The 18,679-nt window shown below is 68.5% G+C and carries 22 protein-coding genes; 11 read left to right on the forward strand and 11 right to left on the reverse strand.

The window, feature by feature from the left end:
- Nucleotides 1-151: 151 nt before the first annotated feature.
- Nucleotides 152-766 (reverse strand): hypothetical protein, encoded by a 615-nt coding sequence (locus tag NO978_RS08755; protein WP_257299198.1) that lies wholly within the window; start codon nucleotides 764-766, stop codon nucleotides 152-154.
- Nucleotides 767-857: 91 nt separating this feature from the next.
- Between NO978_RS08755 and NO978_RS08760 the strand changes: the two genes are divergently transcribed.
- Entirely contained in the window at nucleotides 858-1,454 is a 597-nt protein-coding gene (locus NO978_RS08760; RefSeq protein WP_369684129.1) for a metal-dependent hydrolase, read from the forward strand.
- Between the two features lie 6 nt (nucleotides 1,455-1,460).
- On the opposite strand, the gene NO978_RS08765 is transcribed toward NO978_RS08760, so the two are convergent.
- A complete protein-coding gene (locus tag NO978_RS08765) occupies nucleotides 1,461-2,876 on the reverse strand; it encodes a DHH family phosphoesterase (protein ID WP_257299200.1) in 1,416 nt (471 codons plus the stop codon).
- Nucleotides 2,877-2,977: 101 nt separating this feature from the next.
- Here NO978_RS08765 and NO978_RS08770 point away from each other — a divergent pair, with 101 nt between their 5' ends.
- Entirely contained in the window at nucleotides 2,978-3,574 is a 597-nt protein-coding gene (locus tag NO978_RS08770; protein ID WP_257299201.1) for a cupin domain-containing protein, read from the forward strand.
- 228 nt (nucleotides 3,575-3,802) lie between these two features.
- Here the strand turns inward: NO978_RS08770 and NO978_RS08775 are convergent, their stop codons facing one another.
- The 5 genes from NO978_RS08775 to NO978_RS08795 all read right to left on the reverse strand — a co-directional run bounded on the left by NO978_RS08775 (nucleotide 3,803) and on the right by NO978_RS08795 (nucleotide 8,602).
- A complete protein-coding gene (locus NO978_RS08775) occupies nucleotides 3,803-4,552 on the reverse strand; it encodes a uroporphyrinogen-III synthase (RefSeq protein WP_257299203.1) in 750 nt (249 codons plus the stop codon).
- Nucleotides 4,549-5,301: a uroporphyrinogen-III C-methyltransferase gene (cobA, locus tag NO978_RS08780; RefSeq protein WP_257299204.1), complete on the reverse strand. Its 753-nt coding sequence runs from the start codon at nucleotides 5,299-5,301 to the stop codon at nucleotides 4,549-4,551. The genes NO978_RS08775 and cobA overlap by 4 nt, the downstream gene beginning before the upstream one ends.
- Nucleotides 5,298-6,374 (reverse strand): hydroxymethylbilane synthase, encoded by a 1,077-nt coding sequence (gene hemC, locus NO978_RS08785; protein ID WP_257299205.1) that lies wholly within the window; start codon nucleotides 6,372-6,374, stop codon nucleotides 5,298-5,300. Before hemC ends, cobA begins: the two co-directional genes overlap by 4 nt.
- A 178-nt stretch (nucleotides 6,375-6,552) precedes the next feature.
- Entirely contained in the window at nucleotides 6,553-7,191 is a 639-nt protein-coding gene (locus NO978_RS08790; RefSeq protein ID WP_257299207.1) for a class I SAM-dependent methyltransferase, read from the reverse strand.
- A 70-nt stretch (nucleotides 7,192-7,261) separates the two neighbouring features.
- A complete protein-coding gene (locus tag NO978_RS08795; protein WP_257299208.1) occupies nucleotides 7,262-8,602 on the reverse strand; it encodes a glutamate-1-semialdehyde 2,1-aminomutase in 1,341 nt (446 codons plus the stop codon).
- Between the two features lie 123 nt (nucleotides 8,603-8,725).
- Here NO978_RS08795 and NO978_RS08800 point away from each other — a divergent pair, with 123 nt between their 5' ends.
- Entirely contained in the window at nucleotides 8,726-9,619 is an 894-nt protein-coding gene (locus NO978_RS08800; RefSeq protein WP_257299209.1) for an EamA family transporter, read from the forward strand.
- 201 nt (nucleotides 9,620-9,820) lie between these two features.
- On the forward strand, nucleotides 9,821-10,270 hold the full coding sequence (locus NO978_RS08805) for a pyridoxamine 5'-phosphate oxidase family protein (RefSeq protein WP_257299211.1): 450 nt from the start codon (nucleotides 9,821-9,823) through the stop codon (nucleotides 10,268-10,270).
- Between the two features lie 343 nt (nucleotides 10,271-10,613).
- Here NO978_RS08805 and NO978_RS08810 read toward each other — a convergent pair whose 3' ends face one another.
- The 4 genes from NO978_RS08810 to NO978_RS08825 form a co-directional block, all read right to left on the reverse strand.
- A complete protein-coding gene (locus tag NO978_RS08810) occupies nucleotides 10,614-10,967 on the reverse strand; it encodes a P-II family nitrogen regulator (RefSeq protein WP_257299212.1) in 354 nt (117 codons plus the stop codon).
- Nucleotides 10,960-12,438: an ammonium transporter gene (locus tag NO978_RS08815; protein ID WP_257299213.1), complete on the reverse strand. Its 1,479-nt coding sequence runs from the start codon at nucleotides 12,436-12,438 to the stop codon at nucleotides 10,960-10,962. The genes NO978_RS08810 and NO978_RS08815 overlap by 8 nt, the downstream gene beginning before the upstream one ends.
- A gap of 293 nt (nucleotides 12,439-12,731) precedes the next feature.
- Entirely contained in the window at nucleotides 12,732-13,715 is a 984-nt protein-coding gene (gene hemB / locus NO978_RS08820; protein ID WP_257299214.1) for a porphobilinogen synthase, read from the reverse strand.
- 97 nt (nucleotides 13,716-13,812) lie between these two features.
- Entirely contained in the window at nucleotides 13,813-14,100 is a 288-nt protein-coding gene (locus NO978_RS08825) for a hypothetical protein (protein WP_257299216.1), read from the reverse strand.
- A gap of 104 nt (nucleotides 14,101-14,204) precedes the next feature.
- Here NO978_RS08825 and NO978_RS08830 point away from each other — a divergent pair, with 104 nt between their 5' ends.
- The 7 genes from NO978_RS08830 (at nucleotide 14,205) to NO978_RS08860 (ending at nucleotide 18,665) form a co-directional block, all read left to right on the forward strand.
- Complete coding sequence (locus NO978_RS08830; protein ID WP_257299217.1) at nucleotides 14,205-14,873, forward strand: DedA family protein; 669 nt, start codon at nucleotides 14,205-14,207, stop codon at nucleotides 14,871-14,873.
- A 62-nt stretch (nucleotides 14,874-14,935) separates the two neighbouring features.
- Complete coding sequence (locus tag NO978_RS08835) at nucleotides 14,936-15,508, forward strand: GNAT family N-acetyltransferase (RefSeq protein ID WP_257299218.1); 573 nt, start codon at nucleotides 14,936-14,938, stop codon at nucleotides 15,506-15,508.
- 77 nt (nucleotides 15,509-15,585) lie between these two features.
- Complete coding sequence (locus NO978_RS08840; RefSeq protein ID WP_257299219.1) at nucleotides 15,586-16,128, forward strand: GNAT family N-acetyltransferase; 543 nt, start codon at nucleotides 15,586-15,588, stop codon at nucleotides 16,126-16,128.
- Nucleotides 16,129-16,183: 55 nt separating this feature from the next.
- Nucleotides 16,184-16,723, forward strand: a complete 540-nt coding sequence (locus tag NO978_RS08845; RefSeq protein ID WP_257299220.1) for a GNAT family N-acetyltransferase — start codon at nucleotides 16,184-16,186, stop codon at nucleotides 16,721-16,723.
- Nucleotides 16,723-16,848, forward strand: a complete 126-nt coding sequence (locus NO978_RS08850) for a hypothetical protein (RefSeq protein ID WP_257299221.1) — start codon at nucleotides 16,723-16,725, stop codon at nucleotides 16,846-16,848. Before NO978_RS08845 ends, NO978_RS08850 begins: the two co-directional genes overlap by 1 nt.
- Before the next feature lie 46 nt (nucleotides 16,849-16,894).
- Nucleotides 16,895-17,197: a hypothetical protein gene (locus NO978_RS08855; RefSeq protein WP_257299222.1), complete on the forward strand. Its 303-nt coding sequence runs from the start codon at nucleotides 16,895-16,897 to the stop codon at nucleotides 17,195-17,197.
- 133 nt (nucleotides 17,198-17,330) lie between these two features.
- Nucleotides 17,331-18,665, forward strand: a complete 1,335-nt coding sequence (locus NO978_RS08860) for a hemolysin family protein (RefSeq protein ID WP_257299223.1) — start codon at nucleotides 17,331-17,333, stop codon at nucleotides 18,663-18,665.
- Nucleotides 18,666-18,679 lie beyond the last annotated feature (14 nt).

Here is an 18,679-nt window from a genome sequence, read left to right on the forward strand (position 1 = left end):
TTCCCCCACCGACTGCGAGGACATCTCAGTTCGTGCGGAGTCGCGACCGAATCGGGCTCAGGAGCCAGACCAGCGGCGACCTGCCGGCGGTCCGCATCCTCCGCGAGGAAACGAGTGTGGGTCACGGTTAGGACTCGCACGCAATGGGTTCCTAGCTCGCCTCCAGCCGTCGGTCGACCCAGTCGGCGAGATCCTCTCCCCAGTGACGCAGTCGGGTCGTCGCGAACACCATCACTACGATGCCGCCGAGAAGGTCGAACAGCAGGTCGAACATGCTGTCTTCGAGTCCGTAGAGGATGAGGACCGGCTGCTGTCCGAGCGCGATCGCGACCACGCGAGCGAGGAACTCCGCGGCCTCCCAGAGCACGCCCATCGCGAGCACGAACGCGAGCACGAACAGACCGGTGAACGGCGGCGGAAGGTGGATGTCGTCCCGGTGGACGTCGACGGCCCAGACGACGGTGTAGGCGACGACGGCGACGACGGTCGCCGAGAACGTGTGGGTCAGGTGGTCCCACCACCAGACGCGGTCGTACAGGCCGACCATACCGATGGAGTGCAGGAAGACGGCGGCGGAGACGACCAGCGTGAATCGTGGGTCGAGCAGGAGCTCCCGGTCACGCGCGAGCACGGCGGGGACCAGCGTCACGCCGAAGCCCGCGAGGGCGTTCACGACGACGCTGACGTTGCGGGCGAGGATGCCGAACGCGAGGATCCCGACGAGACCGACCTGGAGGGTCCGATTCAACAGCCGGAGGCGGTCCATACAGCGTGGTAGCTCCGGCGGCGACAAAAACCCACCCTCTGTCCTTGCAGAGGGGACAGATTAGTAAGGCCGCGTCCCATACGGAGGCGTGATGATGGCTATGACCCACGCGCTGGCGGGACTCGTCCTCGCCGCGCTCGCTGTCGCCGGCGGTGGCGACCCGGTGACGGTCGCGGTGGTGGGGCTCTCCGGGAGCCTGTTCCCCGACCTCGACATCTACGCCGGCCACCGGAAGACGCTGCACTACCCTGTGTACGGGTGGATTCCGGCAGGTCTGGCCGTGGCAGTCGCCGTCGCCGTTCCGACGAACGCGACCGTCGCTCTGGCGACGTTCCTCGTCGCCGCGGCGCTCCACCCGGTGATGGACATCTACGGCGGCGGCCTCGAACTCCGCCCGTGGGAGGGACGCTCCGAGCGTGCGGTGTACAGCCACTATCACGGCCGCTGGCTTCCCCCGAAGCGCCTTGTCCCCTACGACGGTTCACCCCACGACCTGGGGACGGCGGCCGTGCTGGCGGTCCCGGCGATGACGCTGCCCGACCCCGTGCCGGTGTTCGCGCTCACGCTGCTCGCCGTCGGCGCGGTGTACGTGGCACTCAGGAAGCGGCTCGCGGCGGTGTGGGCCGCGCTCGCCCGGGCGCTACCGGAGCCAGTCGCACGGCACGTGCCAGCACGTTTCTTCGAGTAATCCGGCTCAGCCGAGCTGTTCGCCCACGATTCGGTCTGCCTCTGCGACGAACGCTTCGACCTCACCCCGTGGAATCGTCGCCCCGGCCGCGACGACGTGGCCGCCGCCGTCGCCGCCGACCGACTGCGACGCCTCGCGCATCACGACCGACAGGTCGAGTCCCCTGCGAACGAGCGCACCGCTCCCCCGGGCGGAGACCTTGACCTCGGTGTCGCTCTCGTTTGCGAACGCCAGGATGGGCTTGCGAGGGTCGATACCCCCCGCGCCGAGGGCCATCCCGGCGACGATGCCGACGATGGTCTCGCGGATCCGGTCGTCGGCGTGGAACCACTGCACGTGCTCTTCCGTCGTCGTTCCCTCGTTCTTCACGAACTCCAGCCCCTCCGAGAGGTTCCGCCGGTGGTTCCGCAGCAGCGTGCGGGCCGACGTCAGCGCATCGTCGCGGTCGCCCAGACAGACCGCGAGCCCGACGTCCGCGCGCTCGTACCGTGCGGTGGCGTTCAACAGCGTGGAGAACTCGCTGGCGTCACGGAGCTCGGTGCCTTCGGGCTCGGCCGTGAGGGTGTACGTCGTCCCGACGAGTTCGTCGATCCGGTCGGCGGGCACGCCCGAGGCGACCGCCCGCTTGACCAGTGCGCTCGCGACGGTCTGGCGCTCGTCGGCGGTGAGGTCGACCCACCGACGCCACTCGCCGTCCGCCCGGCAGTCGACGTCGAGGTCTTCGAGGAACGCCACCGCGCCGTTGTGGTCGTTCGTCACGCCGGGAATCTGTACGTCGCTCGCGTACTCCAGCAGCTTCGGGAGCGGGCGGGTCTGCTTGCCGTACACCGCGAGGTCGGTGCCGCTCTCGACGACCCCCGCCGCGACGCCGTCGTCGACGATGGCCGCGTTCGCGCCGTGGAGCTCGCCGTCCTGGTCCTGCATGTCCCCGACCGCACCGACGATGGCCAGCCGTGCGAGGTCGCGGTTGTCGCCGTCGCCCTCGAGCGCCCTCGCCAGCACGTAGGCCGCACCCGCGCCCGACAGCTCCGAGCCGCCGTCGATGCCCTCGAGCAGTGGGTTCAGGTGGAACTCGGTGTCGGCGTCGCCGGGCTGGTGGTGGTCCGCGATGACCGGCGTGAACGCGCCGCGCTCCGCGTGGGGGACAATGTCGTCGATCTGGCCGCTGCCAAAGTCGGTGAACAGCACGGTGTCGTAGTCAGTTTCGGCGATGGCGGCGATGCGGTCCGCGTCGAGTTGCTTCTCGAAGACGACCTCGTGGTCGATGTCGGCGCGTTCGAGCGCGCTGGAGGCGACGGCCGCGCTGGTGAGCCCGTCGGCGTCGATGTGCGAGGCGAGCAGCACCTCGTCGGCCGCGCGCAGGCGCTCGGCGCACGCGTCGGCCCTGTCGGCGAGTTTCGGGACGGGGGCGCTGGCAGACATTCGTCGGAGGATGGGTCGTAATCGCGGTTAAAGCCTCGGATGAACCCTTCCGGACGCTCGATCAGGGCACGCTTTTCACGGCCGTCGCCGTAGCGCAGGCCATGCCCGACGCCGGTGCAACACCGACGGTCGACGCACCCCGGAGCGGCAAGCGGGTGCGCTATCTGGCGACGGCCGAGGAGACCGACGGCGAGTACGCCCGGTTCGAGATGTGGCTGGCCCCACCGCCGGACTCGCACGGGCCGATGCGGCACATCCACCCGAAGCAGGATGAGTACCTCGAAGTTCGTGACGGAACTCTCGGCGTCTGGCACGACGGTACGGAACGGCTGCTCGGCCCCGGCGAGAGCGTGACGATTCCGTCTGGCGACCCCCATCGGTTCTGGAACGCGGGCGACGGCGAACTCCACCTCGTCGGCGAAGTCCGCCCCGCACTCCACACGGAACTGTTCATGTACGTCACCTACGGCCTCGGCCGCGACTACGCGACGACGCCGTCCGGCATGCCGCTCAACCCGCTGCGGCTCGCGCCGGTCGTCGACGAGTTCGACGACCTGCTCTACCTCTCACACCTCCCGGCGTGGGTCCAGCGTGCCGGCGTGCGTGCGCTGGCCCCCGTCGCTCGCCGTCTCGGGTACGGCCACGAGTACCCGGAGTACGTGCCGGCCGAGCGGCGGCACCTGCTCGATGCCGACTGAGGAAACGAGCCACCCGGCACGTGTCCGACTCCGCCCCCGTTCTCGCGCCGACAACCCGGAGAGCCACCGGAGTCCCCGAGCAGCGCGGTTCGCCGGAGCCCGCCGTTCACAGCCGCATCCGTATTCTGTATCGTGATATTTGATTTATTTCCTGTCTGCGTCGCTCGTCGCCTGCGACGAGCCGACGGCTCCGAGAACGCTCGAATCGTCCGAGAAGCGCCGATAGAATCAGTCGCGGTACGTCGGTGCGGCCGCCTCGACGACCGCACAGGCCAGCTCCTCGAAGTCGGCGTGCTCTGGCACCACGTCGACCGCGACACCCTCGCCCTCCGCGGTCTCCCGGGTGGGGGGGCCGATGACGCCGACGACCGCATCGGTCAGCCCATCGACCGCTTCGGCTCGAATCCCGCGCTCCTCGGCCGCGTCGAGGAAGTTCTCGACGGTCAGCGACGAGGTGAAACAGACCGCATCGAGCTCGCCGGCGGCGGCCAGTTCGGCCGACTCACCCGCACCGTCGGGTCGGACGAGTTCGTACAGCACTGTCTCGTGGACGTACGCGCCGGCCGACCCGAGCCCCTCGAGCAGCACCTCGCTGCCGTGATCGCTGCGGGCGACCTCGACCCGCGAACCGTCGACGCGGTCCCCGAGTGCCTCGACCAGTCCGGTCGAGGTGTACTCCTCGGGGACGAGGTCGACCCCGTACCCTTGCTCGCGCAGTGCCTCGGCGGTCGCGGAACCGATGGCACAGACGGTCGTCCCGCCCGATTCCCAGCCCGTCTCGCGGGCGATTTCGGCACCGGTCTTGCTCGTCAGGATGGTGTACTCGGCGTCGGCCCGGGGCGACGCGCCCGTCTCGCGCACTTCGAGCATCGGGTCCGGGACCGGCGTCGCACCGAGTGATTCGACGAGTTCGACGGCGTCGCGCAGGCGCTCGTCGTCCGGGCGGAACACGGCGACCGTGGTGTCTCTCGTGGTCATGTGCGGGTTCTCAGGAACTCGACGACGCGGTCTCTCGTCCCGGCCACGTCCCCGATGACGGTGATTGCGGGCGGTTCGATACCTGCATCGTCGCGGACGTCGACGATTGTGTCGAGTGTGCCGGTCGCGACCTGCATGTCGGGCCAGGTGGCGCGCTCGACCAGCGCGACGGGCGTCGCGGGATCCATGCCCGCCTCACGGAGCGCGGCCGTGTAGTCGGGCAGCTTCCCGACGCCCATCAGGACGACGAGTGTACCACCCGTGGCCGCGAGCGCCTCCCAGTCGACCGCGGACTCCTCTTTCGTGGGGTCCTCGTGACCCGTGACGAAGGAGACGGAGGAGGCGTGGTCGCGGTGCGTAACGGGGATACCTGCGACGCCGGGCCCCGCGATGGCCGACGTGACCCCGGGGACGTACTCGAACGGGATGTCGTGTGCGGCCAGGTGTTCGGCCTCCTCGCCGCCACGGCCGAAGACGAACGGGTCGCCGCCCTTGAGCCGGACGACCGTCTTGCCCTCCTCGGCGAGTTCGACCAACCGCCTGTTGGTGTACTCCTGGGGCGTCCACTCCCCGCCGGCACGCTTGCCGACATCCTCGCGGCGCTTCTCGTCGATGGTGCCCAGTATCTCCGGGCCGGGGAGCTTGTCGTGCAGCACCACGTCGGCCTCGTCGAGCAGCCGGCGGGCCTTCACGGTCATGAGGTCGGGGTCGCCGGGGCCGCTCCCGACGAGGTAGACGAACCCCGTCATCGCTCGCGAGCGGCCGCGACGTGGTCGTCCGCGCCGGCGTCACGCAGGTTCCCGGCGAACTCCTTGGCCGCCGCGACGTGGGTCTCGACCGGGATGTCACGGCGCTGCTGGACGACGTCGTCGCCGTCGGGGTGCAGCACCTGTGCGGCCGTGTGGACGTACTCGCCCTGCAGGACGGCGTGGACACCGATGGGGGCGATGCAGCCACCGTTCAGCCCGGCGAGGACGGTCCGCTCGACGGTGGTCTCGACCCGGGTCCGCGGGAAGTCGAGCACCTCGTGCAGCTCCTCGGCGGTCTCGTCGTCGCGTGCCGTGACGGCGAGTGCGCCCTGCCCGGCCGCGGGGACGAACGACTCGTTCGAGAGCCGCTGGAACTCGATGTGGTGGGCCAGCCCGGAGCGCTGGAGTCCGGCTTCGGCGAGGACGATGGCGTCGTACTCCGTCTCGACCTCGCGGCCGAGCGCGCGACGCTCGATCTCGCTCCGGTCGTCGAACCACTCCTCGACGGGCAGGTCGTACTCCGGCTCGTCGTCCCCCGCGTTGCCGTCCGTCTCCGCCTCCGTCCGACGTTCGTGTTCGGCCTGGAGCGCCGGTGCGAGCACCTTCTCGACCCGTGTATCGACGTTGCCGCGCACGGGTTCGACGGTCAGGTCGTCGCGTTCGTGCAGCAGCTGTGCCTGCCGACGCATCGAGGCGGTGCCGACGACTGCGCCGGACTCGAGGTCCTCGAGTCCGGTGCCGTCGGGCGTCACCAGCACGTCACCGGCCGGTGCGCGCTCGGGGATGCCCGCGACGACGAGGTCGTCGGGCATCTCGGTCGGCATGTCCTTCATCGAGTGGACGGCGGCGTCGACCTCGCCGTCGAGCACTTTCTCGTCGAGCGAGCGGACGAACGCTCCGGTCTTGCCGAGGTTCGCGATGAGCTCGTCGCGGATCTTGTCGCCCTCGGTCTCGACCTCCACGAGCTCCACCTCGTAGCGTCGCTCCTCCAGCGCATCGCGTACCGTCGTCGCCTGGCGGATGGCGAGGTCGGAGCCCCGCGTCGCCAGCCGAATCGTCCCACGTGTTCTCATGCGAGGCAGTCGGTGGCCGACGGTGAAAAGCCCACCAGTTTGCACTCGGCAAGGCCGCCGCGGACGTGACGGCCCAGGCGACCGCCGAGTCGGCCGTTTTCGGCCGTTGGAAGCTTCTTTGCCCCCGTCAACGCAGTTGCGGTTGAATCAGCGATGAATCCCATACGACGATACAAAATCAGTCGCGGTCGGCCACGATCGCGTAGAACGGGTCACCGCCGAGCCCGGGCAGGACCGAGCGCCGCGAGTCACTGACCGTCTCGATCCGCCCGAAGCCGCCAGCCTCGCAGTACTCCCGGACGAGGGTGGCGCGCTCGTCCATCGACCGCTCGCGCCAGGCCCGGATTGCCTTCGTGTGGAACGTCCGGTTCGAGAAGGAGACGACGAGGACGCCCTCGGGCGCGAGGACGCGGTGGAACTCGCGGAAGACCGCGGTCGGGTACTGGAGGTACTGCACGGAGACGGCACACAACACCGCGTCGAAGCTCGCGTCGTCGAACGGGAGCAGCTGGTTCTCGTTGAGGTTCTGGACGATGCACTCGTCGAGGCGCGGGTTCTCGGCGAGTTCAGCCTCGTTCAGCCCGTGGCCGACGACGCGGGCGAACTCGCGGTCGTCGGGGAGGTGTGACACCCAGCTCGACATCGCGTCGAGCACGCGGTCGCCGTCGGCGAGCTGTTCGCGGTAGAGGTCGGTGAGCCGCTCGCGGAAGCCCTCGTCGACGTGCTGGACGAACCGCGGCTGGTCGTAGAACGCATCGTCCGGGCTCGGGTCGGACTTGCGACGGTCGGCCTCGGAGAGGGCCAGGTCGTCGGTCATCGGTGGAAGTAGGTGCCGGAGCAAGAAAGAGGCCGCGACGGGTCTGTCGGACGGTTCGAGCCCGAGCCGGCTACAGCGCCGCTTTGTACGCCTCGAGCGTCTCCTCGACGTCCTCCTCGGTGTGGGCGTAGGAGACGAACTGGGACTCGAACTGGTTCTGGCTGAGGAACACGCCCTGCTCTTTCATCTGCGGCCAGAAGACGCGCCGCCAGCGGTCGGTCTCGCCCGACGCCACGTCGCCGCCGTTCTTCGGGCAGTACTCGTAGCGCGGGCAGGCCGTGCGCTGGCGACAGCCGGCCTCGCACTGGCCGTCGAGGTCGTCCGGGCCCTCGCGGGTGAAGAGAACCTTGAACATGGAGTCGAGACCGGCGACGGTGTACTCGGGGGCCTGGTCGGCGCAAATCTCGGTCAGCCCCCGGCGCAGTTTCTCGCCGAGGGAGTTGACGTGGTCGTACACGTCGTTCTCGGCGGCGAACGTGAGGGTTTCCAGCCCGGCGGCCATCGTGACAGGATGGCCGGAGAACGTGCCCGCCTGGAACACGTCGCCCGAGGGCGTGAAGTGCCGCATGATTTTCGCCTTGCCGCCGATGGCACCGACGGGGAAGCCACCGCCGATGATCTTCCCGAACGTGGTGATGTCGGGGTCGATGCCGAACTCGCCCTGGGCGCACTGGAGGCCGCCGACGCGGAAGCCGGTGATGACCTCGTCGAAGACGAGCAGCGAGCCGTGATCGTCACAGAGGTCGGCGAGGGTCTCGTGGTACTCGTCGGCGGGCGTGACGATGCCGTAGTTCGCGAGCACCGGCTCGACGAGCACGCAAGCGATGTCGTCGCCGTGCTCCTCGAAGACGTGCTGGGCGGCCTCGTGGTCGTTGAACGGCACCGCGATGGTGTGCTCGGCGAAGTCGTCGGGGATGCCCGGGCTGGAGGGGTGGACGTGCGCGCCCTCGCCCTCGACGAGCGTGGAGTCGTTCGCGCCGTGGTAGCTGCCCTGCATGACGACGACCTTGTCGCGGCCCGTGTAGGCGCGGGCGAGGCGGACCGCGGAGACGGTCGCCTCCGTCCCGGAGTTGACGAACCGAATCATCTCGACGCTCGGGACGTGTCGGGTGACGAACTCGGCGTGCTCGACCTCGATGGGCGTCGGCGCGCCGAACATCGGGCCGTTGCTCGCGTGTTTCTGGACCGCCGACTCGACCGGCTGCGGGAGGTCGTGCCCGAGCAGGAGCGGCCCGAGCCCCATCACCCAGTCGACGTACCGGTTGCCGTCGGCGTCGACGACGTGGCCGCCGTCGCCGCGCTCGACGAAGAAGGGGTACGGCTCGATGGCCGCCCGCACCGACGAGTTCACCCCGCCGGGCATGACCGACAGCGCCCGGTCGTACAGATTCCGCGAGTTCTCCTCGTTCATAATCGGGCGTTCGGAGGAGGACGTAAAAGGATTGTCTCACTGCGCGTCGTCCCCGAGCCCGCGGATCATGTTGAGCGTTGGCACCACGCAACTGCTATTTACGGGCCTCTCCTCGGCCGAACTGTGAGACGTCACGAGAACCTGTTCGGGTTCCTCGCCCTCGCCGCGCTCTGGGGCGCGTCGTACCCGGCCATCCGCGCCGCGAAGGCCGGCGTCGACCCGCTGCTCATGGCGGCGCTCCGGTTCGACGCCATCGGCGTGGTCGTGCTGGCGTACGCGCTGGCCCGCGGCCAGTCCGTCGTCCCCGGGAGGGCCGACGTCCGGGCCGTCCTCGTCGGCGGCGTCGGCATCGTCGCCGTCCACAACGGCCTGCTGTTCGTCGGGCAGGCGCGAGTCACGGGGGCTATCGGGTCGGTCGTGCTCGCGACGGTGCCAATCTGGAGCGTCGGCTTCGCCGCCGCGTTCCTCGACACCGCCCGGCCGACGCCCTCGCGGGTCGCCGGCGTCTGTCTCGGGCTCGTCGGCACCGTCGTCCTCGCCGTTCCCGGTCCGATGGCGGTCGACGCCCCCGACCCAGTCGGAGTCGGACTACTGTTCACGAGCGCGGCGGCGTTCGCGCTCGCGGCCGTGGGGCTCCGCCGGGAAAGTCCGGACCTCGGCGTCGCCGCTCGCCAGGGCTGGATGATGCTCGTCGGCGGCCCGCTGCTCCACGTCGCGAGCCTTCTCGCCGGCGAGCCACAGAGCGTCTCGGTCACCCCCCGGGTCGCCATCGCCTTCGGCTACCTCGTCTTCGCCGCCGGGGCCGTCGGCTACCTGCTGTACTTCGGGCTGCTCGACCGCCTCGGGCCGGTCGAGATCAACCTCGTCAGCTACGTCGCTCCCGTGTTCGCGACGCTCGTCGGCTGGTACTGGCTCGGCGAGGTCGTCTCCACGAACACCGTCGTCGGCTTTCTCGTCATCTGCGTCGGGTTCGTGCTCGTGAAGCGGGAGGCGCTGCGGGCGGCCATCGCGGGGTAGTCGTTTCGCGACCGTGACGTCTGAACCGGCTGCGGTTTCTCACCCCGGAGGAGACAGATATCAGGCTCCGTTCGAATCCTCGACTCGTGCTGGATTTGGTGTGTATCGGTGAGTACAGAGGCTGTACGCAGTACGGTGAACTGAGATGAGAAACGGGCTGACGGCCCACCATTTACAACTCCGGAGAAGGTATCACGAGGTATGTCAATAGAGAACATACTTAGTACAAGTGCTGATTCGATGAGTGACGAGCAAATAAAAGAGTTCCTGACAGAGCAAGGCGTCGGAACACTCTCACTTCCCGACGGAGAAATCCCATACGCGGTGCCGATGTCATTCGGATACGATGGGGACTCGACCCTCTATTTCCTGTTCCTTCTGTTCGGAACGGAGAGTCGTAAAGAGACACTGAGTGACCGCGCACAGGGGGCCCGCTTTGTCGTCTATTCTGCCCAGTCCATGTACGACTGGCAAAGCGTGAATCTCACCGGACAGATCAGCGCGGTTCCCGAGGATGAGTGGGACGAACTCCGGAGCGCCATGGAGAACGCTTGGCATCCTAATCTGTTCAGTTCGGCCCACCCGATGCGAGGTATCCAAGGATATCAACTCCAGATAGACGAGTGGACAGGCATCCAACAAACGGAATAGTCTCTATCAGTTGAGGGCTGGATGTGCTCGAGGGAAGCTTGTACGGCTCCGACTGGCGTTTTCTTTGACGTACTTCTGTAATGGATATGCAGCTCTACCGAACGGGTGTTTCACCGGAGGTAGTGTCTGGTCGATCGGATTTCGGGCGAGCCAGATAGTGGAAACCTTCGGTCTCGGCATCTCCACGACCCTCAGCGAGCGGAAGACGGCCAGAGGGAGTCTCGCAATCTCGGGAACCGGGACAGCGGGGACTTTCGAAGCGTTCGAACCTGTCCTCGCACCAGACGAGGTCGCACCTGAACACCTGCGGTCCCCCGGAAGAAAGCCGAAAACTGGAGCCGGGTCAGACCGCGTCGGGGCCGGTCTTGCCGGTGCGGACCTGGTAGGCGTCCGCCACCGGCAGGACGAATATCTTGCCGTCGCCTTTCTCGCCGGTGTGGGCGGCGTCGGCGATGGCCTCCGCCACGTCCTCGGCGGGGATGTCCGCGACGACGCACTCGACTTTCACCTTCTGGTGGAGGTCGACGACGTACTCCTCGCCGCGCCACTGGCTCTTCTTGGCGGGCTGTGAACCGCGACCGGAGACGTCGGTCACCGTCAGCGAGGGTGCGCCGACCTCCGCGAGCGCGCGCTTGACGTCGGTCAGGCGGTCGGGCCGGATGATGGCCACGACCATCTCGATGTCGGCGTCAGTCATCGGACTCACCTCCCTCGACGGGGTCGGTCGAAGCGGCCTCCTCGACACCGCCGTCGGTCTGGACGGGGCCGCTGCCGCCGTCCGCGCTCACGGTCCGGCGAGACGCCTCGGGACCGCTGTCGCCGACGAACTCGGGGTACGTCGAGATGCCGTGCTCGCCCGCGTCGAGGCCGGCCTCCTCCTCTTCCTCGGAGACGCGGAGACCGATGGTCGCATCGACCACGAGACCGGTGACGCCGGTCGCGAGGACCGTCCAGATGCCGATGACCGCGACGCCGACGATCTGCATGGCGAGCTGGTCGACGCCGAGGAACGCCCAGCTGTCGCCCAGAATCGCAGTCCCGGAGCCGGACGTAGCGAACACCGGAATGAGGATGGTGCCGACCGCACCGGCCGCGCCGTGGACCGCGAAGACGCCACAGACGTCGTCGATCTGCAGCGTGTCGACGGTCCAGCGGTAGGCGGGCAGCACCAGCGCGCCGCCGATTGCGCCGATGAGCAGGCCACCCCACCAGGTGACGTGCGGGACTGCACCCGTGACCGCAACGAGGCCGGCCAGCAGGCCGTTGGCCATCCAGAGCGGGTCGGGCTTGCCCTGCCACGCCGTCGAGACGGCCATCGCGGCGACCGCGCCGGCACCCATGCCGAGCGTCGTCACGAGGACGACACGGCCGAGCGCCGCGCCCATGAAGGTGAGCGAGCCGTCCTCCGCGACCGCCAGCACCGTCGCCTGCGTGCCGACGTTGAAGCCGTACCAGCCGAACGCGAGGATGAGCGTCCCGAGCACCGCGAGCAGCATCGAGTGCCCCGGGATGGGCTGGCTGTCGCCGTTCTCGTCGAAGCGGCCCTTGCGCGGGCCGACCATCTTCGCCGCCACGAGGCCGGCGAGGCCGCCGACCATGTGGACGACGGTCGCGCCAGCGAAGTCGAGGTAGCCGACGCCGAGGGCTTCACCGATGAAGCCGCCGGTGCCGTCGGCCGTCGGTCCCGAGAGCAGGCCACCGGCCCAGGTGAGCCCCTGGACGGTCGGGTAGATGAGCGCCGTCAGCACCACCACGAAGACGACGTACGCCGTGAAGTCCATGCGTTCCGCGACCGCGCCGGAGACGATGGTCGCCGCCGTCATCGCGAAGACGGCCCCGAACACCCAGTTGATCCAGCCGGTCGAGCCCGGTGCGCCGATGTAGGAGAACGCGGCCATCACGTCGAGGCTCGCCCCGGACGTGAGCATCCCGACGATGCTCGCGAGGCCGGCCCCGACGATGAAGTACGTCAGGACGCCGAGCGCCCAGTCCGTCATGTTCTTCGTCAGCACGTTGCCGACGTTCTTCGCCCGGACCTGGCCGGCCTCCAGCAGCGCGAACCCCGGCTGCATGAAGAAGATCAGGAAGCAGACCACCAGCACCCAGACGTAGTTGATGCTGTCAGCGATTGCCTGTGCCTCCGTCTGCAGGGGCAGGAGCTCTAGCATCCCACCACCCTCGAACCCGCGCAAATGTTGCCACTTTCTGCACGTTCGTCCATGTTTTCCACCAATACCGCCATACTCGTGCTCATGTTCTACGGTCACAGGACATGGGAGAGAACAATATAATGGTTAGCGTTAACATACGTCCACAATCCCCCATCCTAATGTGCATTCGTCCATCTTAATAGCAAATATAATCCATACAAGGTTGTTTATCGAGCAGTTCCGTGGGCGTATGTAGCCCAGAACCGAACAGTCGTGGACGGGGCGAGCGACGGCGTGGACAGGCGTCGCGCCTACGGAAGCGACCGCGCCACGTCCTCCGCGAAGTAGGTGAGGATCAGGTCCGCACCGGCGCGCTTGATCGAGAGCAACGACTCGTGAGCGACCGCCTCGAGGTCGAGCCAGCCCTTCTCCGCCGCGGCGTGCAGCATCGCGTACTCGCCGGAGACGTTGTAGGCGGCGACGGGGTGGTCGAACTCCCGGCGCACGTCCGCGACGACGTCGAGGTACGACAGCGCGGGCTTGACCATCAGTACGTCCGCGCCCTGCTCGACGTCGAGCGCGACCTCGCGCACCGCCTCGCGACGGTTCGCGGGGTCCATCTGGTAGTGCCGCCGGTCGCCGAACGCGGGCGCGCCGTCCGCCGCGTCGCGGAACGGGCCGTAGAACGCCGACTCGTACTTCGCCGCGTAGCTCATGATCGGCACCTCGGTGTGGCCGTCCTCGTCCAGCGCTTCCCGGATTGCCGCGACCATCCCGTCCATCATCCCCGACGGCGCGACCATGTCCGCTCCCGCGCGGGCATGCGAGACGGCGATTCGCTCCAGCGCGGGCAGCGTCGCGTCGTTGTCCACGGTGAGCCCGTCGTGTTCGCGTGCGTCCTCCTCCAGCAGTCCGCAGTGGCCGTGGTCGGTGTACTCGCACATGCAGACGTCCGTGACGACGTAGGCGTCCGTCTCCGACTTGATGCGCCGGGTCGCCTCCTGGACGACGCCGTCGCCTGCCCAGGCGCGCGAGCCCTCGGCGTCCTTCTCCGTCGGGATACCGAACAGCATCACCGCCTCCACGCCCGTCTCCAGCACCGCCTCCACGCGGGCGACGGCCTCGTCCACCGGCACCCGCTCGTGGCCCGGCATCGACTCGATGGGCACCCGCTCGTCGGTCGTCGCGTCGACGAACACCGGCGCGATGAGGTCCGACGGCGCGAGGCTCGTCTCGCTGACCAGCCCACGCACCCCGTCGCCGCGCAGCCGCCGCGGTCGGTTACTGAGGTCCATACTCGGTGCTCTGTCGGCGAGCGTAAAAACCGCACCGTCCGCGGAGCGTCGGGTCCGGGCGCGGACCAACGCGGCCGCGGAGGCCGCGGGACCGCGGTCAGCCGAACGCGACGAACGAGGCGACCCCGACACCGAGCATGAGGACCCCGACACCGAGCACGAAGGCGGCCCCACCCCAGGTCGCGATACGGTGGGCCAGCGTCGATTCGAGGTCGAACGGCTCCCCTTCGGGGACGTTCGAGAGCGCGAGCACGAAGGTGCCCGTCGCCGCGAGCGCGAGGACGGCGACCGCGAACGCCCCGGCGAGCACGAGACTGGCGACGGTCGCGAGCCCGCCGACCAGGCACATACCGATGCCGACGACGTAGCACTGTCTCGGCTCCATCGTCGCCCGGCAGTACCGCCACCGGCGGGATGAAACCACCGCCTCGGAGCTGTGGTCGTCGCGGTGCGGAAACGATTTATCCGCCGGCCGACCAGTCGAGAGGGATGGCAGACGAACGCGCGGACGGTGGCTACGGGACCGCAGACACCACCGAGCGGGGCCGTCTCCGGACCTTCGCCGAGGACTACGGCCTGCTCGTCGTCGCGGGCACGTTCTTCCTCGCGGGCATCGCGGGCATCGCGCTGTTCGTCTGGGGCGACGAGGCGCTGGCGCGCTCGCTCATCGACCGGTACGGGCTGGCCGCACTGTTCGCCATCTTCGTGCTGGAGGGCGCGATGCTGCTGTACTTCGCGCCCAGCGAGGCGCTGGTCCCGGTGAGTATCGGCGTCCTTGCGGGCGGTGGCGCGGACGTTGGGATGGTGGTGCTCATCCTCGCCATCGCCGTGGCTGGCGCGACCGCCGGCCAGACGCTACTGTTCCTGCTCGCCCAGCGCGGGGGTCGGGAGTGGCTGCTCGCGAAGCCGTGGTTCCGCGTGAGCGAGGCCCAGCTAGACCGTTTCGACGGCTGGTTCCACCGGTACGGCCGCCCCGCGGTCCCGGTGAGCAACGCGCTGCTGTTCACCCGCGGGATGCTGACGGTGCCCGCCGGCGTGAGCGAGATGCGGGCCCGCGAGTTCGCCGCGCTGTCGGCGCTCGGGACGCTGGTGTTCGAGTCCTGGCTCGCGGCCGCGGCGGTACTGGCGGTCGAGCTGAACCCCTTCGGGCTGTTCTGAGGTGTGCGACAGGGACACAGCCTCCCGCAACGGCTTAGTGTTGCTCGGATGACGGTACCGCCATGCCCGGTCCAGTTTTCGAGACTGGCGAACGAGTCACCCTCCGAACCGTCGAAGACGAGGACGCCGAGTTCCTCGCCACCCACTCGAACGACCCGCGCATCCGCGACCCGATGACGCTCGTCGGCCCGACGAGCCTCGGCGAGCAGCGCGAGCACATCGGCGACGACGGCGACGGCGCGCAGTTCCTCGTCTGCGTCGAGGGCGACGACGCCGGCTACGACGAGCGCTTCGTCACCGACGACGGCGTCGAGCCCATCGGCTTCGTGATATTCTTCCACGTGAACGAACGCGCCGGCAACGGCGAGGTCGCGTACTGGCTCTCCCCGGCGGCCCACGGCGAGGGCTACTCGACGGAGGCCGTCTCGCTCGTCCTCGACTACGCGTTCGGGAACCGCCGCCTCCACCGCATCGAGGCCCGAGCGCTGTCGACGAACGAGGCCTCGCGCGGCCTGCTCGAATCCCTCGGCTTCCACGAGGAGGGCGTCTCCCGCGACGCGAAGTTCGTCCGCGGCGAGTACGTCGACGTCTACGACTACGGCCTGCTCGCCGACGAGTGGCTCGATCAGGACTGACACCCTCTCGGCAGCCCCTCGTCACGCCACAACACACCTCCGCAACCGCTTTTTGCCGGGCGGCAGCACGTTGCTTTATGCCCGGTGCCGCCTTCCTCGCCGACGACCGCGTCACCCTCCGAACCATCGAACGTGAGGACTGCTCGTTCCTCACCGAGCATCGGAACCGCGAGCGAGTCCGCCGCCCGTTCGCCTGGCCGTTCCCAGCCAACGAGGCAGAGATGACGGAGTACTTCGAGAACGTCATCTGCGACGACGACTCAATCCACCTGCTGATTTGCGACGACGACGAACCCGTCGGCTTCGTCTCCGTCTCGGTCGAGGACGAACGAACCCGCTGGGGCGACCTCGGCGTCTGGGTCGTCCCCGAACACTGGGGCGAAGGCTACGCCACTGCCGCCGCCGAACTGATCGTCGACTACGCCTTCGCGGAGCGCAACCTCCACCGCCTGCTGGCCCGCCCGCTGGCGACGAACGAAGCCTCCGCCCGCATCTGGGAGAAGCTCGGCTTCACCCACGAGGGTACCCTCCGCGAACAGGAGTTCGACGGCGGCGAGTACGTCGACATGCACTACTACGGCCTGCTCGAAGACGAGTGGCGCGAGCGCGACGCCGACTGAGAACCCCTCACACACCGCCGTAACGGCTTTCCTCCGGCACACTCGACCTGTGCTCATGCCAGGAGCCGCCTTCCTGTCCGGCGAGCGCGTCACCCTCCGGACCATCGAGGAAGAGGACCTCGACGTCCTCAACCGGAACATCAACGACCCACGCGTCCGTCGGCCACTGACCAGCGCCGACCCGTCCAACAGCGAGCAGACACGCGAGTTCTTCGAGAACGTCGTCTCCGACGACGACGGCGTGAACCTGCTCATCTGCGTCGAGCGCGAGGACGAACCCGAGCCCGTCGGCGACATCGCACTGTTCAAGATACACGGCCGGACGCGCTGGGCCGAGATCGCCATCAGCATCGCGCCCGAGCACTGGGGCAACGGCTACGCGACCGAGGCGAGCGAGCTGCTCGTCGACTACGCGTTCACCGAGCGGAACCTCCACCGCCTCCAGACCCGCGTCATCGAGCCCAACGAGGCCTCCGCGAACATCTGGGAGAAGCTCGGCTTCACCCACGAGGGGACCCTCCGCGAGAACCAGTACTACGACGGCGAGTACGTCGGCACGCGGTACTACGGGCTGCTGGCGGAGGAATGGGGGTAATGCCGCTCTCGGGCGACGAACTCGACCGCTGGCTCTCCGGGACGGTTGCGTCCGGTGTCGAGACCGACGAGGACGATATCAGTACTATCATCTGGGGCCGAGAACTCCGCTCGGCGACGGCGTAGCACGGCTCACGCAACGTTCAATACCTATATCAGCGTACCTAGAGGTATGGTATTCGAGAAGATCACCCTCGTAGAGCTGCGTGTCGAAGACGCCCACGTCGGCGGCGGACTCCCCGTCGAGAACGACGACGAGCGGGCCCACGAGTCGATGGACACCGTCGAGTCGAACGAGCGACGCTCGATGGGTGGCCGCGTCCGCCGCGCCGCCAGCCTCGGCGCGCTCGTCGGGGGAGTCGTCGCCGTCGGTGCGGTCGCCCGCCGCATCCGTGGCCGCCGTGGCATGGACGACACTACCGACGAGCACGAGATCGCACTCGAGGGCGAAGACGACGTCGAGCTGACCGCCTGACGAGGGCGGTTGGTTCGCGTGGGCCGGTGCCCCGGCCGCCACACGACCCAGTGGCCGCGCTTTAATACCGCGACCCGCAAGGTGCAGCCATGGAAACTCGACGTTCGAACGGCCGCACCACCCGGAGGCAACGATGGTAGACCTCGTGTTCTCCGCCGTGCAGGTCGTCGCCGCACTGTTCCTCGTCGCCCTGAACGGCTTCTTCGTCGCCTCCGAGTTCGCCTTCGTCCGGGTCCGTGCCACCTCGGTCGAACAGCTGGCCGAGGAGGGACTCGCCGGCTCTGCCGCCCTCGAAGGCGTGATAGAGAACCTCGACGACTACCTCGCAGCGACCCAGCTCGGCATCACGCTCGCCTCGCTGGGCCTCGGCTGGGTCGGCGAACCCGCCGTCGCCGCGCTCATCGAACCCGTCCTCGAACCGTTCCTCTCGGGGGAGCTCATCCACCTCGTCGCGTTCGCGCTCGGGTTCGGCATCATCACGTTCCTCCACGTCGTCTTCGGCGAACTCGCCCCGAAGACCATCGCCATCGCCGACGCCGAGCGCGTTTCGCTGCTGCTCGCGCCGCCGATGGCCGCCTCGTACTACCTGTTCAAACCCGGCATCGTCGTGTTCAACGGGGCCGCCAACGCCTTCACCCGCGTGCTCGGCGTCCCGCCGGTGTCCGAGACCGACGAGACGATGGAGGAGCGCGAGATCCGCCGCGTCCTGATGCGCTCCGGCGAGGAGGGCAACGTCGAGATGGCAGAGGTCGACATGATCGAACGCGTCTTCGACCTCGACGACACCACTGTCCGCGAGGTGATGGTACCCCGCCCCGACGTGGTGAGCATCTCGGCCGACACGTCGCTGTCCGACCTCCGCGCGACGGTCCTCGACGCCGAACACACGCGCTACCCCGTCGTCGACGCCGAGGACCCCGACCAGGTGGTCGGTTACGTCGACGTGAAGGACCTCCTCCGCGCCACGGCGTCCGACCTCGAGTCCGCGACCGCCGGTGACCTCGCACGCGACGTCATCGTCGTCCCCGAGACGACGACCGTCAGCGACCTCCTCCTGCAGTTCCGCGAGGAGCAGCGTCAGATGGCCGTCGTCATCGACGAGTGGGGTGTCCTCGAGGGGATCGCCACCGTCGAGGACGTCGTCGAGGCCATCGTCGGCGACCTCCGCGACGAGTTCGACGCCGAGATCCGCGAGCACTCCATCCGCCGGCAGGACGACGGCAGCTACGACGCCGACGGCTCGGTCACGCTCTCGGACGTCAACGAGGAGCTCGACACCGCGTTCGAGAGCGACGGCTTCGAGACTCTCGGCGGCTTCGTCCTCGAACACCTCGACCGACTCCCCGAGGTCGGCGACACCATCGAGACCGGCGACTACGCCATCGAGGTGACGGGCGTCGACGGCGCACGCATCTCGACGCTGCTGCTCCGCCGTGTAGACGACGACGAAGACGCGAGCGCGGCGTAGCCCGTCGTCGAGGC

Origin of the sequence: Haloarchaeobius sp. FL176 (genome assembly GCF_024609245.1) — an archaeon.
In the GTDB taxonomy this organism is placed as follows: Archaea; Halobacteriota; Halobacteria; order Halobacteriales; family Natrialbaceae; genus Haloarchaeobius.

Excerpts from the sequence above, each read along its gene's own strand:
- NO978_RS08755 (WP_257299198.1), bottom strand. The coding sequence starts at position 766 with ATGGACCGCCTCCGGCTGTTGAATCGGACCCTCCAGGTCGGTCTCGTC.
- NO978_RS08760 (WP_369684129.1), top strand. The coding sequence starts at position 858 with ATGATGGCTATGACCCACGCGCTGGCGGGACTCGTCCTCGCCGCGCTC.
- NO978_RS08765 (WP_257299200.1), bottom strand. The coding sequence starts at position 2,876 with ATGTCTGCCAGCGCCCCCGTCCCGAAACTCGCCGACAGGGCCGACGCG.
- NO978_RS08770 (WP_257299201.1), top strand. The coding sequence starts at position 2,978 with ATGCCCGACGCCGGTGCAACACCGACGGTCGACGCACCCCGGAGCGGC.
- NO978_RS08775 (WP_257299203.1), bottom strand. The coding sequence starts at position 4,552 with ATGACCACGAGAGACACCACGGTCGCCGTGTTCCGCCCGGACGACGAG.
- cobA (WP_257299204.1), bottom strand. The coding sequence starts at position 5,301 with ATGACGGGGTTCGTCTACCTCGTCGGGAGCGGCCCCGGCGACCCCGAC.
- hemC (WP_257299205.1), bottom strand. The coding sequence starts at position 6,374 with ATGAGAACACGTGGGACGATTCGGCTGGCGACGCGGGGCTCCGACCTC.
- NO978_RS08790 (WP_257299207.1), bottom strand. The coding sequence starts at position 7,191 with ATGACCGACGACCTGGCCCTCTCCGAGGCCGACCGTCGCAAGTCCGAC.
- NO978_RS08795 (WP_257299208.1), bottom strand. The coding sequence starts at position 8,602 with ATGAACGAGGAGAACTCGCGGAATCTGTACGACCGGGCGCTGTCGGTC.
- NO978_RS08805 (WP_257299211.1), top strand. The coding sequence starts at position 9,821 with ATGTCAATAGAGAACATACTTAGTACAAGTGCTGATTCGATGAGTGAC.
- NO978_RS08810 (WP_257299212.1), bottom strand. The coding sequence starts at position 10,967 with ATGACTGACGCCGACATCGAGATGGTCGTGGCCATCATCCGGCCCGAC.
- NO978_RS08815 (WP_257299213.1), bottom strand. The coding sequence starts at position 12,438 with ATGCTAGAGCTCCTGCCCCTGCAGACGGAGGCACAGGCAATCGCTGAC.
- hemB (WP_257299214.1), bottom strand. The coding sequence starts at position 13,715 with ATGGACCTCAGTAACCGACCGCGGCGGCTGCGCGGCGACGGGGTGCGT.
- NO978_RS08825 (WP_257299216.1), bottom strand. The coding sequence starts at position 14,100 with ATGGAGCCGAGACAGTGCTACGTCGTCGGCATCGGTATGTGCCTGGTC.
- NO978_RS08830 (WP_257299217.1), top strand. The coding sequence starts at position 14,205 with ATGGCAGACGAACGCGCGGACGGTGGCTACGGGACCGCAGACACCACC.
- NO978_RS08835 (WP_257299218.1), top strand. The coding sequence starts at position 14,936 with ATGCCCGGTCCAGTTTTCGAGACTGGCGAACGAGTCACCCTCCGAACC.
- NO978_RS08840 (WP_257299219.1), top strand. The coding sequence starts at position 15,586 with ATGCCCGGTGCCGCCTTCCTCGCCGACGACCGCGTCACCCTCCGAACC.
- NO978_RS08845 (WP_257299220.1), top strand. The coding sequence starts at position 16,184 with ATGCCAGGAGCCGCCTTCCTGTCCGGCGAGCGCGTCACCCTCCGGACC.
- NO978_RS08850 (WP_257299221.1), top strand. The coding sequence starts at position 16,723 with ATGCCGCTCTCGGGCGACGAACTCGACCGCTGGCTCTCCGGGACGGTT.
- NO978_RS08855 (WP_257299222.1), top strand. The coding sequence starts at position 16,895 with ATGGTATTCGAGAAGATCACCCTCGTAGAGCTGCGTGTCGAAGACGCC.
- NO978_RS08860 (WP_257299223.1), top strand. The coding sequence starts at position 17,331 with ATGGTAGACCTCGTGTTCTCCGCCGTGCAGGTCGTCGCCGCACTGTTC.